Origin of the sequence: Parafrankia sp. EUN1f (assembly GCF_000177675.1) — a bacterium.
Classification (GTDB): domain Bacteria; phylum Actinomycetota; class Actinomycetes; order Frankiales; family Frankiaceae; genus Parafrankia.
Genome location: NZ_ADGX01000001.1, coordinates 103,942 through 120,343, shown reverse-complemented (window position 1 = coordinate 120,343; position 16,402 = coordinate 103,942). Strand labels below are relative to the sequence as shown.

Here is a 16,402-nt window from a genome sequence, read left to right as displayed (position 1 = left end):
CGGAGCGGGCGCGTTCGACGTCAGGGACGGCCCGGATCGAGGCCAGCATCAATGTCGAGTTCACCGTCGATGAGTTCGCTGATGCGGATGACGTCTATGCCGGCGCCGCCGTGGCCGGGGGCGGTCTGCGCTGCTCCGGAGTCTGTGGTGGCCGGAATTCCATACTTCTCGCGAAGGAACCTCTCTCGGTAGAGCCGGTCCGCGTCGGTGGTCAGCCTCTCCAGCATGTGGGCGTTCAGACCGGCGCCCACCGCGATGCCGATGACAGGAACGGCTCCACCGAGCTTCTGCTTGGTGAGGCGAAGTCCAAGGCGTTCGTAGATAGCCCGGACGACCTTCGTGACTCCGTTCTTGTTGAGTGTTTCCCAGGACGCTTTGCGAACGAGCTCTTGCACCACCTTGTTGAGCTCGATATACGCGGCGCTTTTGCCGGACTGTCCGGCGAGGCTGAAGCTCAGGATGCCCACGGCGAACACCTGCTCCTCGGGGAGATCGGTGTCGTAGCCATAGTAGGCCGCGATATGTGCGGTCGCTCGGCTCATGGCGCCGAGCACGGCCGCCGCGTCCACCGCGAGTGCGCCGACGACGGTGCCTGCGCCCGGTGCGGCACCCACACCGGCACCGAAGATCGCTCCACCGCCCGCGAGGATCTCTCCTCCAGAGACCGCGAGACCAGTCACGGCGCCTTCGGCGCTGCTGAACGCCGTGTAGCGCAGGCCAAGGCGTGGACTGACCTGATCGACGTCTCGCAGCTCGAGTTTCCGGACGTCGGCCAGATCGGTGACCTGGTGGCCCGACCGGCGGTATGCGTCGATCACTGCCTGGCGGCGCATCGATGCGTCCGCCGTCCGACTGATCAACCCCGTGACACCTTCGAGTGCCTTGTTGAACAGCTCGATGAACTGGCTTGCTCCGGGAATTTTCTCGAACCCTTCACCAACCCTTTCTCCGGCCTTGGCAATCTTTTCGCGAGCGCCCTTCGGGAGAAGATTGCGTTCCCGCGGGGAAAGCCGCTTCGTCCTCCATTCCTCCAACTTGATCCAGGCTGCCCTGTCGTACTCGCTCATTGCTTCAATGCTCATGTGGTGCGCGCCCCCGCTGATTTACGACCGATCCCGAGCTCTTCCGAAACAGCACACGGACGGACACCGCGCCGGTTGGTGAAAGGTAGCCGTCTGCCAGGGGATCGTAGCCGCGGCCTTTCGGTGGCTCCTGGCCTGTCCCCCGTAACGGGGCCGCCGCGTGAGGTCAAGGGTGAGCGTGGTTACCGCAGCGCGGAGATGTTGCCGCTGCTCCTCGTCGCGTTGTCCATGGTCAGCGATGTGAGGTGCGAGGCGGCGGGCATCCCAACTCCTTCATCGGTCTTGAAACACGGGCCCCGTTTGTGCGAGGTGATCGCACGGGTCCTGGCCAGCCATATCCGCGAAAGCGTGACCGCGAACCCCACGCCGCCCCCAGCCCGGCCCGGGTCTCGGTCCTGTGCACCCGGTCCGGTCGGCGAATGCTTCGGAGTGACGGTGGTGTCTGAAACTCGTAGTGTCTTACTCAGTCAGAGGAATTGAACGAGAGTCTAGGGTCGTGATCTGGGACGGTGACCCCGCCGCGACGCGCAGCCACCGTCTGGTGGACTCCGCCCGACGCGGAAAACAGTGCTCGCCGAGACCCAGGCCCGCGCCGTGACCAGCGTCTTCACGGCCCCTGGCGGGCCTGAGGCCGCTGCCATGCTCTCCAGGCCCGGGCCGACCATCGCGGCCGCAGCGGGTCACGACCTTTTCGTGTCCGTTCCGAAAATCAGTTGTCCAGGGCTTGCGGCTCCCGCGCGGAAAGGGGTGTCAACACCCTGCGGGCACGGGACACAAGCGGCCCCTTAGCCGTCAGCGCGGGACGGTCGAGCCTGCGCTGGAACCTGACCACGGCCGTCAGAAACCACGAAGCCCGACCGTGCGAAGCCCGACCCGGTGAGAGGCCGGGATCAACGACGAGCTCAGCGGGGCAGGCCCAGACCCCGTTCGGCGATGGCGTTGCGCTGGATCTCGTCGGTGCCGCCGCCCAGGCGCAGGCCGGGGGCGAACAGCAGCCGTTCGATCCACGGGGCGGACACCTCGTCGTCGACGACGGTCGCGGCCATCCCGAGGATGGTCGTCGCCGCGTCGGCGCTGAGGCGGGCGTGCTCGGAGTAGAGCAGCTTCGTGGTCGGGCCGGCGGCGGCGACGGCGTGGCCGGCGGCGATCCGGGCGCGCAGCAGGTCGAGGGTGCGTTCCCGGATCGCGGCCTGGGCGAGCAGGTCCCGCACGACCGGGTCGCCGTCGCAGCCGAGGGTGCGGGCCAGGCCGACGAGCTGGGTGGCGGAGCGGGCGCTGGTGCCACCGCCGATCGCCGCGCGTTCGCTCGCGAGCATCGTGCGCAGCACCGCCCAGCCTTCGCCGGGGGCACCGATCAGACCGTTCTCCGGCACGTGGACGTCGTCGAGGAACACCTCGTTGAAGTGGTACGCCCCGGACATCTGCCGCAGCGGGCGGATGTCGACGCCGGGCTGCGCCATCTCCAGCAGGAAGCAGGACAGGCCCGCGCGGCCCTCCTCGCGGCTGCCGGTGCGGGCGACGAGCAGCGCGTACTCACTGCAGCCGGCGTTGGACGTCCACACCTTCTGGCCGGTGACCGACCAGCCGCCGCCGTCGACCGGGGTCGCCCGGGTCTGCACGTTGGCCAGGTCGGAGCCGGCGCCCGGCTCGGACAGCAGCTGGCACCAGCTGTGCTCGCCGCGCAGGATCGGCGGCAGGAAGGTGGCGCGCTGCTCGTGGGTGCCGTGCCTGAACAGCACCGCGGGCACCATCTCGAGGCCGACGGCGAACATCTTCGTCGACACGCCCCAGCGGGCCTGCTCCTCGATGACGACCTCGTCCTGCCAGTCGGGTGCGCCGTGCCCGCCGTACTCGGGCCGCCATGAGCGGCCGGCGAGGCCGGCGTCGAAGAGTCTGCGCTGCCACGTGCGGGTCACGGAGATCGCGTGCTGTTCCTGCGCGCGGTACTCCTCGGCGGTGGCGGCGCTGACGATGTGTACCGCGGAGAAGTCCTCCGGTGAGCCCTTGCGTGGCGCGTTCGCGGTGAACCACTCGTGGACGCGGGCCTGGAACTCCGACCGCCCCTCGGCGGGCCGGTCGGACACCGGGGCGGCTGGGTTCGGCATCGGGTCTGCGCCTCCGCTGGGATTCATGACGACGGGCGTTCGGGAGATGTTCGCGGGCCGGCTCAGGCGGGGAGCGCGGGCGTTTCGGGGAGTTCGGCGAGCAGCACCTGGGCGAGGCGCTGGCGGTGGTGCGCCGCGTTGCCGAACAGCTGCCGGGAGCTGTGGGCCCGCTTCAGGTAGAGGTGGGCCGGGTGCTCCCAGGTGAAGCCGATGCCGCCGTGCACCTGGATGTTCTCCGTGGCGGCGGTGACGAAGGCGTCGCCGCAGCAGGCCTTGGCGAGGCTGGCCGCCGCCGGCAGTTCGAGCGGGCTTTCGGCCGCGGCCCACAGGCCGTGGTAGGCGGCAGAACGCGCCGACTCGACGGCCAGGTGCAGGTCGGCGAGCTTGTGCTTGATGGCCTGGAACGCGCCGATCGGGCGGCCGAACTGGACCCGGGTCTTCGCGTAGTCGACCGCCATGTCCAGCACCCGCGAGGCGGCGCCGACCTGTTCGGCGGCGACGGCGATCGCGGCGAGGTCGAGCACCCGCTCGAGGGCCGGCCAGGCCGCGCCGTCGGTGCCGAGCAGGCGGGCGGGGGCGGCGGTGAAGGTGAGGTCGGCCTGCCGGCGGGTCTGGTCGAGGGTTGCGCGCGGTTCGCGCCGCACCTGCGGGACGTCGCCGGCGACGGCGAACACGCTGAGGCCGGCGTCGGTGCGGGCCACCACGAGCAGCAGCGCGGCGGTCTGCCCGTCGGGCACGAACGACTTGCGGCCCGAGACGGTCCAGCCGCCCGTGTCCGCGCCGCCGCCCGTGCCCCCGCTTGGGGAAGCGGTGCAGGTGACGGCGTCGGGGTCGTTCCAGCGGCCGGTGGACTCGGTGAGTGCGAGGGTGGCCAGGGTCGTCCCGTCGGCGATGCCGGGCAGGTAGTCGGCGCACGCGCCCTCGTCACCCAGCTCGAGCAGGGTGGAGGCGGCGAGGACCACGGTCGACAGCAGGGGCGCGCACAGCAGCGCGCGTCCCGCCTCCTCCAGGACGATGCCCAGTTCGACGAATCCGCAGCCGGCGCCGCCGTACTCCTCCGGCACCGCCAGCCCCGCGATGCCCAGTTCGGCGGCGAGCTGGTGCCAGACGTCCGGGTCGTAGCCCTCGGCCGTCTCCATGAGGCGCCGGACCTCGGTCTCGGGCGAGTTCTTCTCGAGGAAGTCGCGGACCGTGCGGCGCAGCTCGTTCTGCTCGTCGGAGAAGGCGAGGTTCACGCGGCCGTCCCGTCAGTGTTGCCGAGGCCGAGGCCGAGAACGCGGGCGGCGTTCTCGCGGAGGAACTTCGGCCAGACATCCGCCTTCAGGGGGACCTGGGCCAGCTCCGTCATGATCCGGTCGAGGCTGAGGCCCATCGGGAAGTAGCCGCCGTAGATGATTTTGTCCGCGCCGCGGGTGTTGGCGTAGTCGATGATGTTCGCCGGGTAGTAGCGCGGCGAGAAGGCGCTGGTCGAGTAGTAGAGGTTCGGCCATTTGAGCATCAGCTTCACCGCGAGGTCCGTCCACGGTTCGGCACCGTGGCGCATCACGAAGACGAGCTCGGGGAAGTCGTACATCACCTGGTCGATGAGCTCGACGCGCTGCACCATGGACGGGACCCGGGGGCCGGCGATCCCGACCGACACGAAGACGGGGATCTCCAGCTCGACGCACTTGGCGTAGATCGGGTACATCTGCGGCGCGTCGATCGCGACCTGCGGGGAGACCCCGTGCGGGAACAGCGACGCTGCGCGGACACCCCATTCCTCGTGCATGCGGACGAGGGTGCGCAGCCCCGCCATCCCCTGGTTCGGGTCGCAGGTCCACGAGGCGACGAACCGGCCCGGGTGCTCGGTGAGCGCGCGCTGGGCGACCTCGGTGTTGGCGCTGAGGCTGATCAGCGCGACGTCGATCCCGTGGCGGTCCATCTCGCCGAGCACGAGGGCGACCGGGTCCGCGTCCTCGGCCTCGTGGGCGGTCGGCACGTCGTGGAACATGTACGACGCCGGCATCACGAAGTCCTCACGCGACTCCTTGTCGCGCAGCACGGAACGGATCTGCCGGTACAGCGCGGCCGGGTCCTGGGGGAGCCCTACCAGCGTGTCGATCACACCGAGGTCAAGCGGCCAGGGGCGGTCGTGCGCGACCGGAGCGGCGGGGGACGGGTGCGCGGAAGCCACCTTGGACACCTTCCGTGACGTGATGCCGTGACTGATGCCGGGACGCGCGGCGACATGTGGCGACATGTGACGACGTGCGGCGGCGACGTGATGCCGGGATGTGCGGTGATCGGGTCGTGCGGCGATGTGGTGCGGGCGGGACCGGGCTCACGATAGCCGCCAACCGGTCTCGATGTCGACATCGATATCAAGGTGCGTTACGCTCGCTCCCGCGGCGGCGGACCGATCTTTCGCGGCTCCGGCCCGGCGCACCGACCCGCAAAACGAACATCCCATTTCCACGCCGTCCACGTCCATCACGGCCGGAGGACCCAGCACCTCGCCGGTGAGGCTGGAGGACATGAGGACATATGCAGTCCAGCGGCTACGTGGCAGATCCCAGCGGCTACGCGACCTACGATCCGGACCGGCCCGCGGTGATCATGGCCCGCGGCCGGCAGGTCATCACCTACGGCGCCCTCAACGAGCGGTCCGCCCGGCTGGCCCGGCTCCTGAGCGACCGCGGGCTGGTCGCCGGCGACGTCGTCGCGCTGCTCGCGGAGAACCACCCGCGGTTCATGGAGGTGCTGTGGGCGGCCGTGCGGTCGGGCCTGTACATCACGGCTGTCAACCGGTACGGCACCGCTGAGGAGATCGCCTACATCCTGCGCGACTCGGGGGCCTGCGCCCTGGTGACGACGGCGACGCTCGCCGCGGCCGCGGTCCCCGCGGTCCGCGACGTGCCGGGCTGCGCGACCCGCCTGATGATCGACGGCGTCCGGGAGGGCGCCGACGGCGGCGGCGCCGACGGGTTCGAGGCCTACGAGGCCGCTATCGCCGCGGTGCCCGCCGAGAGCCCCGCACGGCTCGTGATGGGTGAGCTGATGCTCTACTCCTCGGGCACCACCGGGCGGCCGAAGGGGATCAAGCGGCCGCTGCAGGAGCTGGACGGCAGCGTGCCCATCGTGGCGAAGGGCGCCCGGATGTGCCGCAGCCTCGCCGGCATGAGCGAGCGCTCGGTGTATCTGTGCCCGGCGCCGCTCTACCACGCCGCCCCGCTGGGCTGGGTGCGCGGAGCGCACGAGCTGGGCGCCACCGTGGTGATCATGGAGAAGTTCGACGCCCGGGAGATGCTCGAGGTGATCGAGCGGGAGCGGGTCACCCATCTGCAGGCGGTGCCGACGATGTTCGTCCGCCTGCTGAAGCTCCCGGCGGAGATCCGCCGGCGCTACGACCTGTCCAGCCTGCAGCGGGTGCTGCACGCCGGAGCGCCGTGCCCGGTGCCGGTGAAGCAGCAGATCATCGACTGGTTCGGCCCGATCGTGACCGAGTACTACTCCGGCACCGAAGGCGCCGGCATGACGGTGATCTCGTCGGCGGAGTGGCTTGAACGCCCCGGCTCGGTCGGCCGGGCGTCGCTGGGCACGATCCGCGTCTGCGGGCCGGACGGCGCCGAGCTGCCCGCCGGTGAGACGGGCTCGATCTACTTCGAGCGCGAGGACACCGTCTTCGAGTACCACAACGACCAGGAGAAGACGCTGTCGGCCCGGCACCCGCAGCACGCCAACTGGCTGTCGCTGGGGGACCTGGGCTACGTCGACGAGGACGGCTACCTTTATCTCACCGACCGTAGCTCGTTCACCATCATCTCGGGTGGGGTGAACATCTACCCGGCGGAGATCGAGGCCTGCCTCACGATCCACCCGGACGTCGAGGACGTGGCCGTCTTCGGCCTGCCCGACCCGGAGATGGGCGAGTACGTGCACGCGGTCGTCCAGCCCGTCGCAGGGGTGGAACCGACACCGGAGCTGGCCGAACAGCTGCGCGCCCATGTCCGGGCGCACCTCGCCGGGCCGAAGGTTCCGCGGGTCGTCGACTTCGCGGCGGAACTGCCGCGGCTGCCGACCGGAAAGCTCTACAAGGTCCCGCTCCGCCAGCAGTACCTCGACCGCCTGGCCGCGGAGCCACCGGCAGCCGCGCCCGCGCCGGCCGCGTCGCCGGCTGTGTCGCCGGCCTCGACCGAAGACATCCAGGAAGACCACGAAGTGGAGGAGAGCGGTGAGCGTGCGTAACGAGCTCTACATCGACGGGCGCTGGACCGCCCCGGCCAGCGCCGAGGTGTTCGAGGTGATCTCCGCCGGCAGCGAGGAGGTCATCGGCTCGGTGCCCGTGGGGCAGCGCGCGGACGTCGACCGGGCCGTCGCCGCCGCCCGCGCCGCCTTCGACTCCGGGCCGTGGCCCCGGCTGGACCCGGCGGAGCGCGGCGCGGCACTGGGCCGGCTGTCGAAGGCGCTGCAGGCGCGCTCCGAGGAACTGGCCGTCACGATCAGCCAGGAGAACGGCACCCCCGTCGCCGCGGCCCGGCTGGCGCAGGTGCTGATGGCGACGATGACGCTGGACTACTACGCCGGGCTCGCCCCCGAGATCGCCTTCACCGAGACCAGGGCGGGAATGCTCGGGCCGACCGTCGTGCGCCGGCGCCCGGTGGGGGTCGTCGGCGCGATCGTGGCCTGGAACGTGCCGCTCTACCTGAGCGCGCTCAAGCTGGGCCCGGCGCTGCTCGCCGGCTGCACCGTCGTGCTCAAGCCGGCGCCGGACGCCCCGCTGTCCCTGCAGATCCTCGCCGAGGCCGCCGCGGACGCCGACCTGCCGCCCGGTGTGCTCAACGTCGTCCCGGCCGACCGGGACGTCAGCGAGTACCTGGTGACCCACCCGGGCGTCGACAAGATCTCGTTCACCGGCAGCACCGCGGCCGGCCGGCGCATCGCCGCCCTGTGCGGGGAGCTGCTGCGCCCGGTGAGCCTGGAGCTCGGCGGCAAGGGTGCGGCGCTCGTGCTCCCGGACGCGGACCTCGGCCGTGCGCTGCCGGGGATCCTGCAGTACGGCTTCATGCTCAACGGGCAGGCCTGCGTCGCGCAGACCCGCATCCTGGCACCCCGTGACCGTCACGCCGAGCTGGTCGAGGGCCTGCTCGCGGCGGTCGGCGCGCTGAAGGTCGGCGATCCGCTGGACGAGGCCACCGGGCTCGGGCCGCTGGCCAGCGGCCGGCAGCGGGACCGGGTCGAGGAGTACATCGGGATCGGGCGGGGCGAGGGCGCCACGCTGGCCCTCGGCGGTGGCCGGCCCGCCGGGCAGTCGCGCGGCTTCTTCGTCGAACCGACCGTCTTCACCGACGTCGACCCGGCGATGCGGATCGCGCAGGAGGAGATCTTCGGCCCGGTGCTGACCGTCATCCCCTACGACACGGTGGACGACGCGATCGCGATCGCCAACGGCACCCGCTACGGGCTGGGCGGCACGATCTGGACGTCCGACGTCGAGGCGGGCTACGCCCTGGCCGACCGGATCGACGTCGGCGTGCTCGGCGTCAACATGTTCATGCTCGACAACGTCGCGCCGTTCGGCGGCGTCAAGGATTCCGGGATCGGTCGTGAGCTGGGCCCGGAGGCCCTCGCGGCCTACCTGACCTACCAGACGGTCAACCTGCCGGCCGGTTCCACCCCGCCAGGAGCGTGACATGACATCACAGACCACCGAAACCACGGCGACGGCGGCGACCGGGGCGCGCAGCCAGCTCACCGAGCTCGGTTTCTACACCCTCGCCGGGCACAGCGGGAGCCCGCGCGACCTGGTCGACGAGGTGCGCCAGGCCGAGGAGCTGGGCCTGGGTGCCGCGTTCATCTCGGAGCGGTTCAGCACCAAGGACGCGGCGACGCTCTCCGGCGCCGCCGGCGCGGTCAGCGACACGATCGGCATCGCGACCGCCGCGACGAACCACAACACCCGCCATCCGATCGTCACCGCGACGATGGCGACCACGATGCACCGCCTGACCGGCGGCCGGTTCGCGCTCGGCCTCGGCCGCGGCTTCGACGGCCTGTTCAAGGCGCTTGGCCTGGCACCGATCACCGGCGCGCAGATCGAGGACGTCGTAGCACTGCTGCGCCGGCTGTGGAAGGGCGAGATGGTGCTCGGCCACGACGGCCCGGCCGGCAAGTTCCCCTATCTGCACCAGGACCGGGACTTCGACGAGGACATCCCGATCCTCATCGCCGCGCTCGGCACCCGCACCCTGGAGCTCGCCGGGCGGTGCCTCGACGCGGTCGTGCTGCACACCTTCTACTCGGACGCCGCCGTCACCGAGGCGCTCGCCGCCGTCGCCCGGGGAGCGAAGTCGGTGGGGCGGGACCCGGCCGAGGTGCGGGTGTGGTCGGTGCTCGCCACCGTCTCCGACGAGATCCCCGAGGACCGGCGGCTGCTCAAGACCATCGGTCGGCTCGCCTCCTACCTGCAGGGCTACGGCGACCTGATGGTGCGGGTCAACGACTGGGACCCGGCGGTGCTGGAGCGTTTCCGGGCCGACACGTTCGTCCGCGGCTTCAAGGGCGCCTTTGACGCGAAGGCGACCACCGCCGAGCTGGAGCATCTCGCCACGCTGATCCCGGCGGAGTGGATCGCGACCAGCGCGACCGGCAGCCCGCGGCAGTGCGCCCAGGCCGTCGCCCGCCAGTTCGACCTCGGTGTGACGGGTGTGATCATGCACGGCGCGACGCCGACGGAGCTCACCTCGGTGGTGGACGCGTACCGGGGGATCCGTCCGCCGGCCGTCCGTGACCTGCCGGCGAACCCCGGGCGGGTCGCATGACCGGTGACGTTCGCGCACCAGCCGCATCACCGGCCGCGTCACCGGCCGCGTCAGGGCAGGCGGCGGTCCTGGGCGGCGGCCCCGGGATCGTCGACGACCCCGCCGAGATCACACCGGGGTGGATGACCGACGTCCTGCGGGCGGGCGGTCTCGACGCCGAGGTGACCGCGGTGCGGTTCGAGCCGGTCGGCACCGGCCAGACGGCCGTCAGCTACCGCTTCCACCTCGACGGAGGTGGGGCGCCGGCCAGCCTGGTGGTCAAGATGGCCGCCGGTGCGCCGGACGTCCGCCGGCGGCTGCGGTCCGCCTACCGCAACGAGGTCGGCTTCTACGCCCACTTCGCGCACCGGGCGGCGATTCGGACGCCCCGCTGCTGGTACGCCGCGGTCAGCGACGACCTGCTCCGGTTCACCCTGGTGCTCGACGACGCCCATCCGGCCGAGGCCGGCAGCCAGCTCGACGGCTGCTCGCCCGCGCGGGCGGCGATCGCCGTGCGGAACCTCGCGGGCCTGCACGCCCCGTTCTGGAACGACGAGAACCTGGGCGGAGACGAGGGCTTCGGGAAGGACGCCCGGCTCGGGCGGGACACCGCCTGGCCGGTCCGCGCGGATGACAACGGCATGGCCTACCTCGGCAAGGTCGTGACGGCGGCGGCCGCCGAGTTCACCGAGCGGTACCGGGAGCAGCTCGAACCGGAGGACGCCGACACGCTGCTGCGCGCGGCGGCCCTCGTCAGCGGCTGGGGCCGGCACACGGCCACCCGCCGTTCCCTGATCCACGGGGACTACCGGCTCGACAACCTCCTGTTCACCGGCGACTCGGACGTCCAGGCCGTCGACTGGCAGACGCTGGAGATCGGTTTTCCGGGGCGGGACCTCGCCTACTTCCTGTCCACCGCGCTGGCGCCGGCGCAGCGGCGGGCCCAGGAGGCGGAGCTGGTCGCCGCCTACCACGACCAGCTCGTCGAGTACGGCGTCACCGGCTACTCGGGTGCGGACTGTTTCGAGGACTACCGGCGCGGAATGCTGCAGGGCCCGCTGATCACGATGATCGGCTGCGTGTACGCGAGTGCTCCGCGCACGGACAGCTCCGATCGGATGTTCCTGTCGATGGCCACCAACGCGGCCCGCGCGATTCGCGACCTGGGCGTCCTCGACCTGCTCGCGACCACCGGGGAGATCTGATGGGGAATCCGTTCGGCTATCACGGGCGGCGGGTGGTCGTCACCGGCGGTGCCTCCGGCATCGGCGCGGCCCTGCTCGACCTGCTCCAGGATCTCGGCGCCGCCGACATCACCGTGATCGACCGCAATCCTCCGGATGCCAAGGTCGACCATTTCATCGAGGCCGACCTGTCGTCCCAGGCCGGTGTCGACGCGGCCGTGGCGGCGATCGAGGGCCCCGTCCACGTGCTGTTCAACAACGCCGGTGTCGCGGGCACGCAGCCGGCGCCGGTCGTGTTCAGCGTGAACTACCTGGCGGTCCGGCGGCTGACCCAGGAGCTGGCGGTGCGGATGCCGGCCGGTGCGGCCGTCGTCATCACCTCGTCCATGGCCGGCATCGGCTGGCAGGCGCACAAGGACGAGCTGCTCAAGCTGCTGGCGATCGACGACTGGGACGAGGCCCTGGCCTGGCTTGACGCTCACCCCGACCTGGCTGCCGACCCGTATGCGCTGTCCAAGGAGTGCACCCAGCTCTACACGCACTACGCGGCACGCGGGGCCAGCTGGGCGCGGACGCGGATCAACAGCGCCTGCCCCGGCCCGGTCAGCACGCCGCTGCTGAGTGACTTCCGGGTGACGATGACCGACGAGCTCATCGACTGGTCGGTCCGGCAGGGCAACGGGCGGGCGGCCACGCCGGCCGAGGTCGCGCGGATCCTGGCCTTCCTCGGCTCGGACGCCGCCGGTTACCTCAACGGTGTGAACATCCCGGTGGACGCGGGCCTGCAGGCCGCGCTCATCACCGGCCAGACCGACTGAGGACGCCAGCGCCGGGGCGACCGGTAGCCTAGTATTGACATCGACGTCGACTTTGAAACGTGGACGTCGATGAACCGACGCGCGACAGTGACAGTGATCGGGAAGCGAGGTGGATCGTGACCAGCCCGGAGACCAAGCCATGGATCTTCGACTTCGACAACCACTACTACGAGGCCGAGGACGCCTTCACGAGATACCAGGACCCCTCGCTGCGTAACCGTGGGGTCCGCTGGGCCGAGGTGAACGGCCGGCGGCGCCTGCTCGTGGGCGGCACCCTCAACTCGTACATCGCCAACCCGACGTTCAACCCCGTCGCGAAGCCGGGCGCGCTGTACGACTGGTACCGGGGCAACCCGCGCCAGCAGCAGATCAAGGACGCGTTCGGTGAGCTGGAGCCGCTGCCCGCCGAATACCACGACCGCGCGGCCCGGCTGCGGGTGATGGACGAGCAGGGCCTCGCCGCCATGCTGGTGTTCCCGACCCTCGGTGTCGGCCTCGAGGACGCACTCAAGCGCGACACCGACGCCGCCGGCAAGGTGTTCCAGGCGTTCAACCGGTGGCTGGACGACGACTGGGGCTTCCGCTACGAGAACCGCCTGTTCGCGGTGCCCTACATCCCGCTGCTCGACCCGGTGTTCGCCGCCGAGGAGCTGCGCCGCCTCATCGACGGCGGTGCCCTCGTCGTGAACGTGCGCAACGCCCCGGTGCCGGTGGCCGGCGGCTACCGCTCGCCGTTCGACCCGGTCTACGACCCGTTCTGGGGCCTGGCCGCCGAAGCCGGCGTCGCGGTGGCCACGCACGCCGGCCTGGACGGATACGACGCCCTCGTGCAGATGTGGGAGCCGGGCGGCGAGGAGACCTCGCTGTTCCGCTCGCCGCTGCGCGGCATCGTCACGAAGAGCCGCGCGGTCAGCGACTTCTACGCCGCCGCGGTCTGCCACCGGATCTTCGACCGGTTCCCGGCGCTGCGCTTCGCCAGTGTGGAGAACGGCGCCTCCTGGGTGCCCGAGCTGCTGCACCGCCTCGACGACGCCGCCAACCGCAACCCCGGCTACTTCCGCGACTCCCCGCGGGAGGTGTTCGGCGAGCACGTCTGGATCACCCCCTTCTGGGAGGACGACATCGACACGCTCGTCAAGGACGTCCGGGTCGACCGCCTGCTGCTCGGCTCGGACTGGCCGCACGCCGAGGGCGTCCGCCAGCCCGTGGACTTCCTGGCCGAGTCCCTGTCCGGCCTCGGCGAGACGGACGTCCGGCTGGTCGCCCGTGACAACGCCCTGGCGGTCACCGGAATCAAGCTCGACTGATCTCCGCCTGATCCTCCCGGTACGCCCGGGCGTCCGCGGTCAGCTGGCTGATCGCGGACGCACCGTGGCGGCCAGGTCTGCGTGCAGGTCCGCCAGCAGGAGCAGACACTCGTCCGTGGCGTCGAGGACGAGATGATGGTGGGCGTCGGGCACGGTCACGAACGTCGTTCCGGCCGGCAGCGCGGCGCGGGCGTACGCGGCGACCTCGTCGGTGACGATGAGGCTGCGCCCGGCACGTACGAACCACACCGGATTCCGCAGCTGCGCCAGGCTCTCCGTCACCCGGTCGTTGTCGATCAGCGGCAGCCCGCGCTGGTCGAACTTCCAGGTCCAGCCCTGGGCGATCGTGCTCGGGCGCACCGCGTACTCGGCGACCGGGCGGACCACCTCGGCGGACGGCTCCGGCTGCGGCGGGCGCAGCCGGAACCTCGCCGCGGCGACGTCCCGGGTGGGATAACGGATCTCACGCCCCGACGGGAGGGACGCCACCCGAGGAGGCGGCGGCGAGCCGGCTGGCCGCAGCATCGAGTCGAACATGACGATCCCGCCGAACCGGGCCGGATGATCGGCCCCGGCGACCGCGGCGATCCGGCCGCCCATGCTGTGCCCGACCAGCAACGCCTGCCGGGACCCGACCGCGTCGAGCACCGCGATCAGGTCGGCGGTCCACACGTCCACGCCGTAACGGTCGCGGTGCCCGCTGTCGCCGTGCCCACTGAGATCGAACCGGATCACCCGCCAGCGCTCCTCCAACGCCGGCAGCATCCGGTACCACCACCCGTGATGCGCCCGGTAGCCGTGCACCAGCACCAGATCGCGGCTCCCCGACCCGGACACCGCGTAACGGATCGGCGTGCCATCCACCAGCACGGTGTCCGGCAGCGCGAAGTCGGACATCCGCGGTCCCCGCGTGGATGTCTCCCACTCGGCCAGCGCCGCCGGCCTGGCGGCAGCCTCGGTCTCGACCTGGCCCACTGCGCTCCCCACCGTGCGTCTCTCGTACCAGCCAGAACCGGTCAATTCTGGACCGGCCCGGCTCTCCGGTGCGTGCGGATGTGGCCGGCGTAGCAGGGATGGTCGCCCGGCGACGCGAAGGTCGCCGCGCGACGTCAGACCCGGCGCGTCGGGGCGGCCATGCCCAGGATCGTGGTGAGCCGGGTGCGCATCCGCTGTCTGCGCTGCTCGTAGAAGTCCAGGAACGAGGTGAGGTCGAGAGGCAGGCCGTCGAGATCGTTGTCGGCCTGGTACTGCTTGCGCTTCGCGTCGGTCCAGTACTTCTCGGCGAGCCAGTCCGCAGGCAGCTTGGCGCTCTTCTCGATGCCGGGGATCTCGGCGAGCAGCTGCAGGTTCGGCAGCCGGTTCACCGCGTCGATGTACGCGTCGATCTGGTGCGCCGGAATGCCGGCGTCGGCCAGCCGCTTCTTGGTGAACCGCGACTTCGGGAAGATGTGGTCCTGGTGGAACTGCTTGGACAGGTCGAGGCCCGGGTAGAGCAGTGCGAGGGTCGCGAAGGTCCGCTGGCCGCCGTACTTCATTTCCAACAGGTCGTCGACCTCGGTCGGGTCGAAGCTCAGCGACTTTCCCAGGGCCGTCATCCCGCTCTCGATCTCCTCGATCGGGAATCCGTCGGCGCCGTGATCGTCGATCGTCTGTCGGATCCGGGTCAACAGCCCGTCGAGGCCCGAGCCCCAGATACCGCGCTTCAGCAGCGAGCGGATGACCCAGCTTTGTAGCTGCGCGCGGTCGCCGGCCGCCGCCGACGACGTCAGGTAGCTGTCCGTCAGACCGCGGTGCCGCAGGTAGTAGGCAATCGGGATGATGACGCTGTCGGCGGTCAGCGTACGGGCCTCGAAGCCGAAAGTCTGTAGCAGAGTGGCAGCACGCAGGAGCGCGTCCTTCGTCGCCCCCCACTGGCTCTCGACTGTCGCCATCCTCCGCGGGGTGAAGTTGGCGACCTGGAACTTGATGTCTCCGCCCGCACCCATCAGCGCGGTCTTGAGCGCCACGTCCTTGGAGAAGTCGAAGTGCCGGCCACCGCCGCCGTTCAGCTCCTCGACCAGGCCTCGTACCTCCTCCCGGGCATCATGCTCCGTCCACAGGTTGGTGGCCATCGTCAGAAGAAGATCGGAGTGCGACAGCGTCGCGCCGCCGCTGTTCACCCGGATGAAGATGTCGACGACCTTGTCGGCGTCCTGGGAGTCCTCCAGGTAGTAGTTGATCGGCTTCGCCTCTCGGAGGGCGTGGTATAGGGCGAACAGGCGCTGGAACGGGCCCTTGCCATGACCGAGGATGTCTCGCCGCTCGAGCTCGTCCATCACGGCCGGCCCGCCATCGGAAAGCATGAGCGCGCCGCTGACCGGGAACCAGCGGTCCGGAGCGCCGGCGGTTGGCTTCGCCTCCTCCTTGGTGAGGAACCGCAGGTTGTACTGCAGGTCGGACTCGTCGCTGTCCGGGCTCTCGAGCAGGTCGAGGTACAGCACCTTCTTCGGGAAGGCGTTCGGGTTGTTCGCCGCCATGTACTTCTTCTTTTCGGCGTGCGTGCCGTAGAAAGCGATGTTGAGCGCGGTCAGCCGCTGCTGGCCGTCGAGTATGGCGGTGACGCCGTGGCCGGCCGGGACCGACGCCTTGCTCGCATATGGATGATCACGCTCGTGGTAGTACGTGAGGAAGTCGTAGAAGGTATAGCTCTGTGCTTCCTGGGGCTCGATCGCCCAGAACAGGAAAGAGCCGATCGGGTAGCGGCGCATCAGGCTGTCCACCAGGCGCACGATCTGGCTGGTGTCCCAGACGAACTCCCGCTGGATCGCTGGAAGCAGGTAGTTCTTCTTGTGGATCCCAGCCAGGACCTCGGCCACGGTCACTGGAGTGCAGAAGGCCATGCGGGTAACGCTCCCTGGTTTGGTGCGTGCGGGGACTGGGCGTGATGACCTGGATGATCCCCCGCCATCGAACATGACTATGCCGCGTCACCGAACAGGGCTGCGGGTGTTGTGTGTAAAGGGTTGCCCGCCGAGCCCGCCTCGTGAGCCTCCATTGATTTTTGTGGCCGAGGGCTTCTCGGTCGCGACCGGCGCGGACATGCCGGTGCCGGATGACTCTCGCCGCTGCCCAACGAACGCCGTTGGGG

Annotated in this window: 12 protein-coding genes; 6 read left to right on the top strand and 6 right to left on the bottom strand. The window is 70.5% G+C overall.

All coding sequences use genetic code 11. The features are described from left to right. Nucleotides 1-20: 20 nt before the first annotated feature. From FREUN1FDRAFT_RS00530 to FREUN1FDRAFT_RS00515, 4 genes are all read right to left on the bottom strand, one after another. Complete coding sequence (locus FREUN1FDRAFT_RS00530) at nt 21-1,067, bottom strand: EcsC family protein (protein WP_050795683.1); 1,047 nt, start codon at nt 1,065-1,067, stop codon at nt 21-23. Between the two features lie 917 nt (nt 1,068-1,984). Then, nucleotides 1,985-3,187: an acyl-CoA dehydrogenase family protein gene (locus FREUN1FDRAFT_RS00525; protein ID WP_006537951.1), complete on the bottom strand. Its 1,203-nt coding sequence runs from the start codon at nt 3,185-3,187 to the stop codon at nt 1,985-1,987. Between the two features lie 62 nt (nt 3,188-3,249). Further along, nucleotides 3,250-4,422 (bottom strand): acyl-CoA dehydrogenase family protein, encoded by a 1,173-nt coding sequence (locus FREUN1FDRAFT_RS00520; RefSeq protein WP_006537950.1) that lies wholly within the window; start codon nt 4,420-4,422, stop codon nt 3,250-3,252. Further along, nucleotides 4,419-5,429: an amidohydrolase family protein gene (locus FREUN1FDRAFT_RS00515; protein ID WP_006537949.1), complete on the bottom strand. Its 1,011-nt coding sequence runs from the start codon at nt 5,427-5,429 to the stop codon at nt 4,419-4,421. Before FREUN1FDRAFT_RS00515 ends, FREUN1FDRAFT_RS00520 begins: the two co-directional genes overlap by 4 nt. Before the next feature lie 284 nt (nt 5,430-5,713). On the opposite strand from FREUN1FDRAFT_RS00515, the gene FREUN1FDRAFT_RS00510 reads away from it, so the two are divergent. From FREUN1FDRAFT_RS00510 to FREUN1FDRAFT_RS00485, 6 genes are all read left to right on the top strand, one after another. Next, nucleotides 5,714-7,414: an acyl-CoA synthetase gene (locus FREUN1FDRAFT_RS00510; RefSeq protein ID WP_006537948.1), complete on the top strand. Its 1,701-nt coding sequence runs from the start codon at nt 5,714-5,716 to the stop codon at nt 7,412-7,414. Further along, a complete protein-coding gene (locus FREUN1FDRAFT_RS00505) occupies nt 7,401-8,858 on the top strand; it encodes an aldehyde dehydrogenase (protein ID WP_035948351.1) in 1,458 nt (485 codons plus the stop codon). The genes FREUN1FDRAFT_RS00510 and FREUN1FDRAFT_RS00505 overlap by 14 nt, the downstream gene beginning before the upstream one ends. 1 nt (nt 8,859) lies before the next feature. Further along, on the top strand, nt 8,860-9,987 hold the full coding sequence (locus FREUN1FDRAFT_RS00500; RefSeq protein WP_006537946.1) for a TIGR03857 family LLM class F420-dependent oxidoreductase: 1,128 nt from the start codon (nt 8,860-8,862) through the stop codon (nt 9,985-9,987). Then, complete coding sequence (locus FREUN1FDRAFT_RS00495; RefSeq protein WP_006537945.1) at nt 9,984-11,171, top strand: phosphotransferase family protein; 1,188 nt, start codon at nt 9,984-9,986, stop codon at nt 11,169-11,171. The genes FREUN1FDRAFT_RS00500 and FREUN1FDRAFT_RS00495 overlap by 4 nt, the downstream gene beginning before the upstream one ends. Then, nucleotides 11,171-11,968 (top strand): coniferyl-alcohol dehydrogenase, encoded by a 798-nt coding sequence (locus tag FREUN1FDRAFT_RS00490; protein WP_006537944.1) that lies wholly within the window; start codon nt 11,171-11,173, stop codon nt 11,966-11,968. Before FREUN1FDRAFT_RS00495 ends, FREUN1FDRAFT_RS00490 begins: the two co-directional genes overlap by 1 nt. Nucleotides 11,969-12,084: 116 nt before the next feature. Next, entirely contained in the window at nt 12,085-13,275 is a 1,191-nt protein-coding gene (locus FREUN1FDRAFT_RS00485; RefSeq protein WP_006537943.1) for an amidohydrolase family protein, read from the top strand. 39 nt (nt 13,276-13,314) lie between these two features. Here the strand turns inward: FREUN1FDRAFT_RS00485 and FREUN1FDRAFT_RS00480 are convergent, their stop codons facing one another. Then, nucleotides 13,315-14,262 carry an alpha/beta fold hydrolase gene (locus FREUN1FDRAFT_RS00480; RefSeq protein WP_232294977.1) on the bottom strand — a complete coding sequence of 316 codons (948 nt, stop codon included), beginning with the start codon at nt 14,260-14,262 and terminating at the stop codon, nt 13,315-13,317. A gap of 122 nt (nt 14,263-14,384) precedes the next feature. Then, on the bottom strand, nt 14,385-16,154 hold the full coding sequence (locus FREUN1FDRAFT_RS00475) for a DUF262 domain-containing protein (protein WP_006537941.1): 1,770 nt from the start codon (nt 16,152-16,154) through the stop codon (nt 14,385-14,387). Between the last annotated feature and the right edge of the window lie 248 nt (nt 16,155-16,402).

Bases quoted from the DNA above. Each gene is read 5' to 3' on its own strand.
- FREUN1FDRAFT_RS00530 (WP_050795683.1), bottom strand. From the start codon at position 1,067: ATGAGCGAGTACGACAGGGCAGCCTGGATCAAGTTGGAGGAATGGAGG.
- FREUN1FDRAFT_RS00525 (WP_006537951.1), bottom strand. From the start codon at position 3,187: ATGCCGAACCCAGCCGCCCCGGTGTCCGACCGGCCCGCCGAGGGGCGG.
- FREUN1FDRAFT_RS00515 (WP_006537949.1), bottom strand. From the start codon at position 5,429: ATGTCGCCACATGTCGCCGCGCGTCCCGGCATCAGTCACGGCATCACG.
- FREUN1FDRAFT_RS00510 (WP_006537948.1), top strand. From the start codon at position 5,714: ATGCAGTCCAGCGGCTACGTGGCAGATCCCAGCGGCTACGCGACCTAC.
- FREUN1FDRAFT_RS00500 (WP_006537946.1), top strand. From the start codon at position 8,860: ATGACATCACAGACCACCGAAACCACGGCGACGGCGGCGACCGGGGCG.
- FREUN1FDRAFT_RS00495 (WP_006537945.1), top strand. From the start codon at position 9,984: ATGACCGGTGACGTTCGCGCACCAGCCGCATCACCGGCCGCGTCACCG.
- FREUN1FDRAFT_RS00490 (WP_006537944.1), top strand. From the start codon at position 11,171: ATGGGGAATCCGTTCGGCTATCACGGGCGGCGGGTGGTCGTCACCGGC.
- FREUN1FDRAFT_RS00475 (WP_006537941.1), bottom strand. From the start codon at position 16,154: ATGGCCTTCTGCACTCCAGTGACCGTGGCCGAGGTCCTGGCTGGGATC.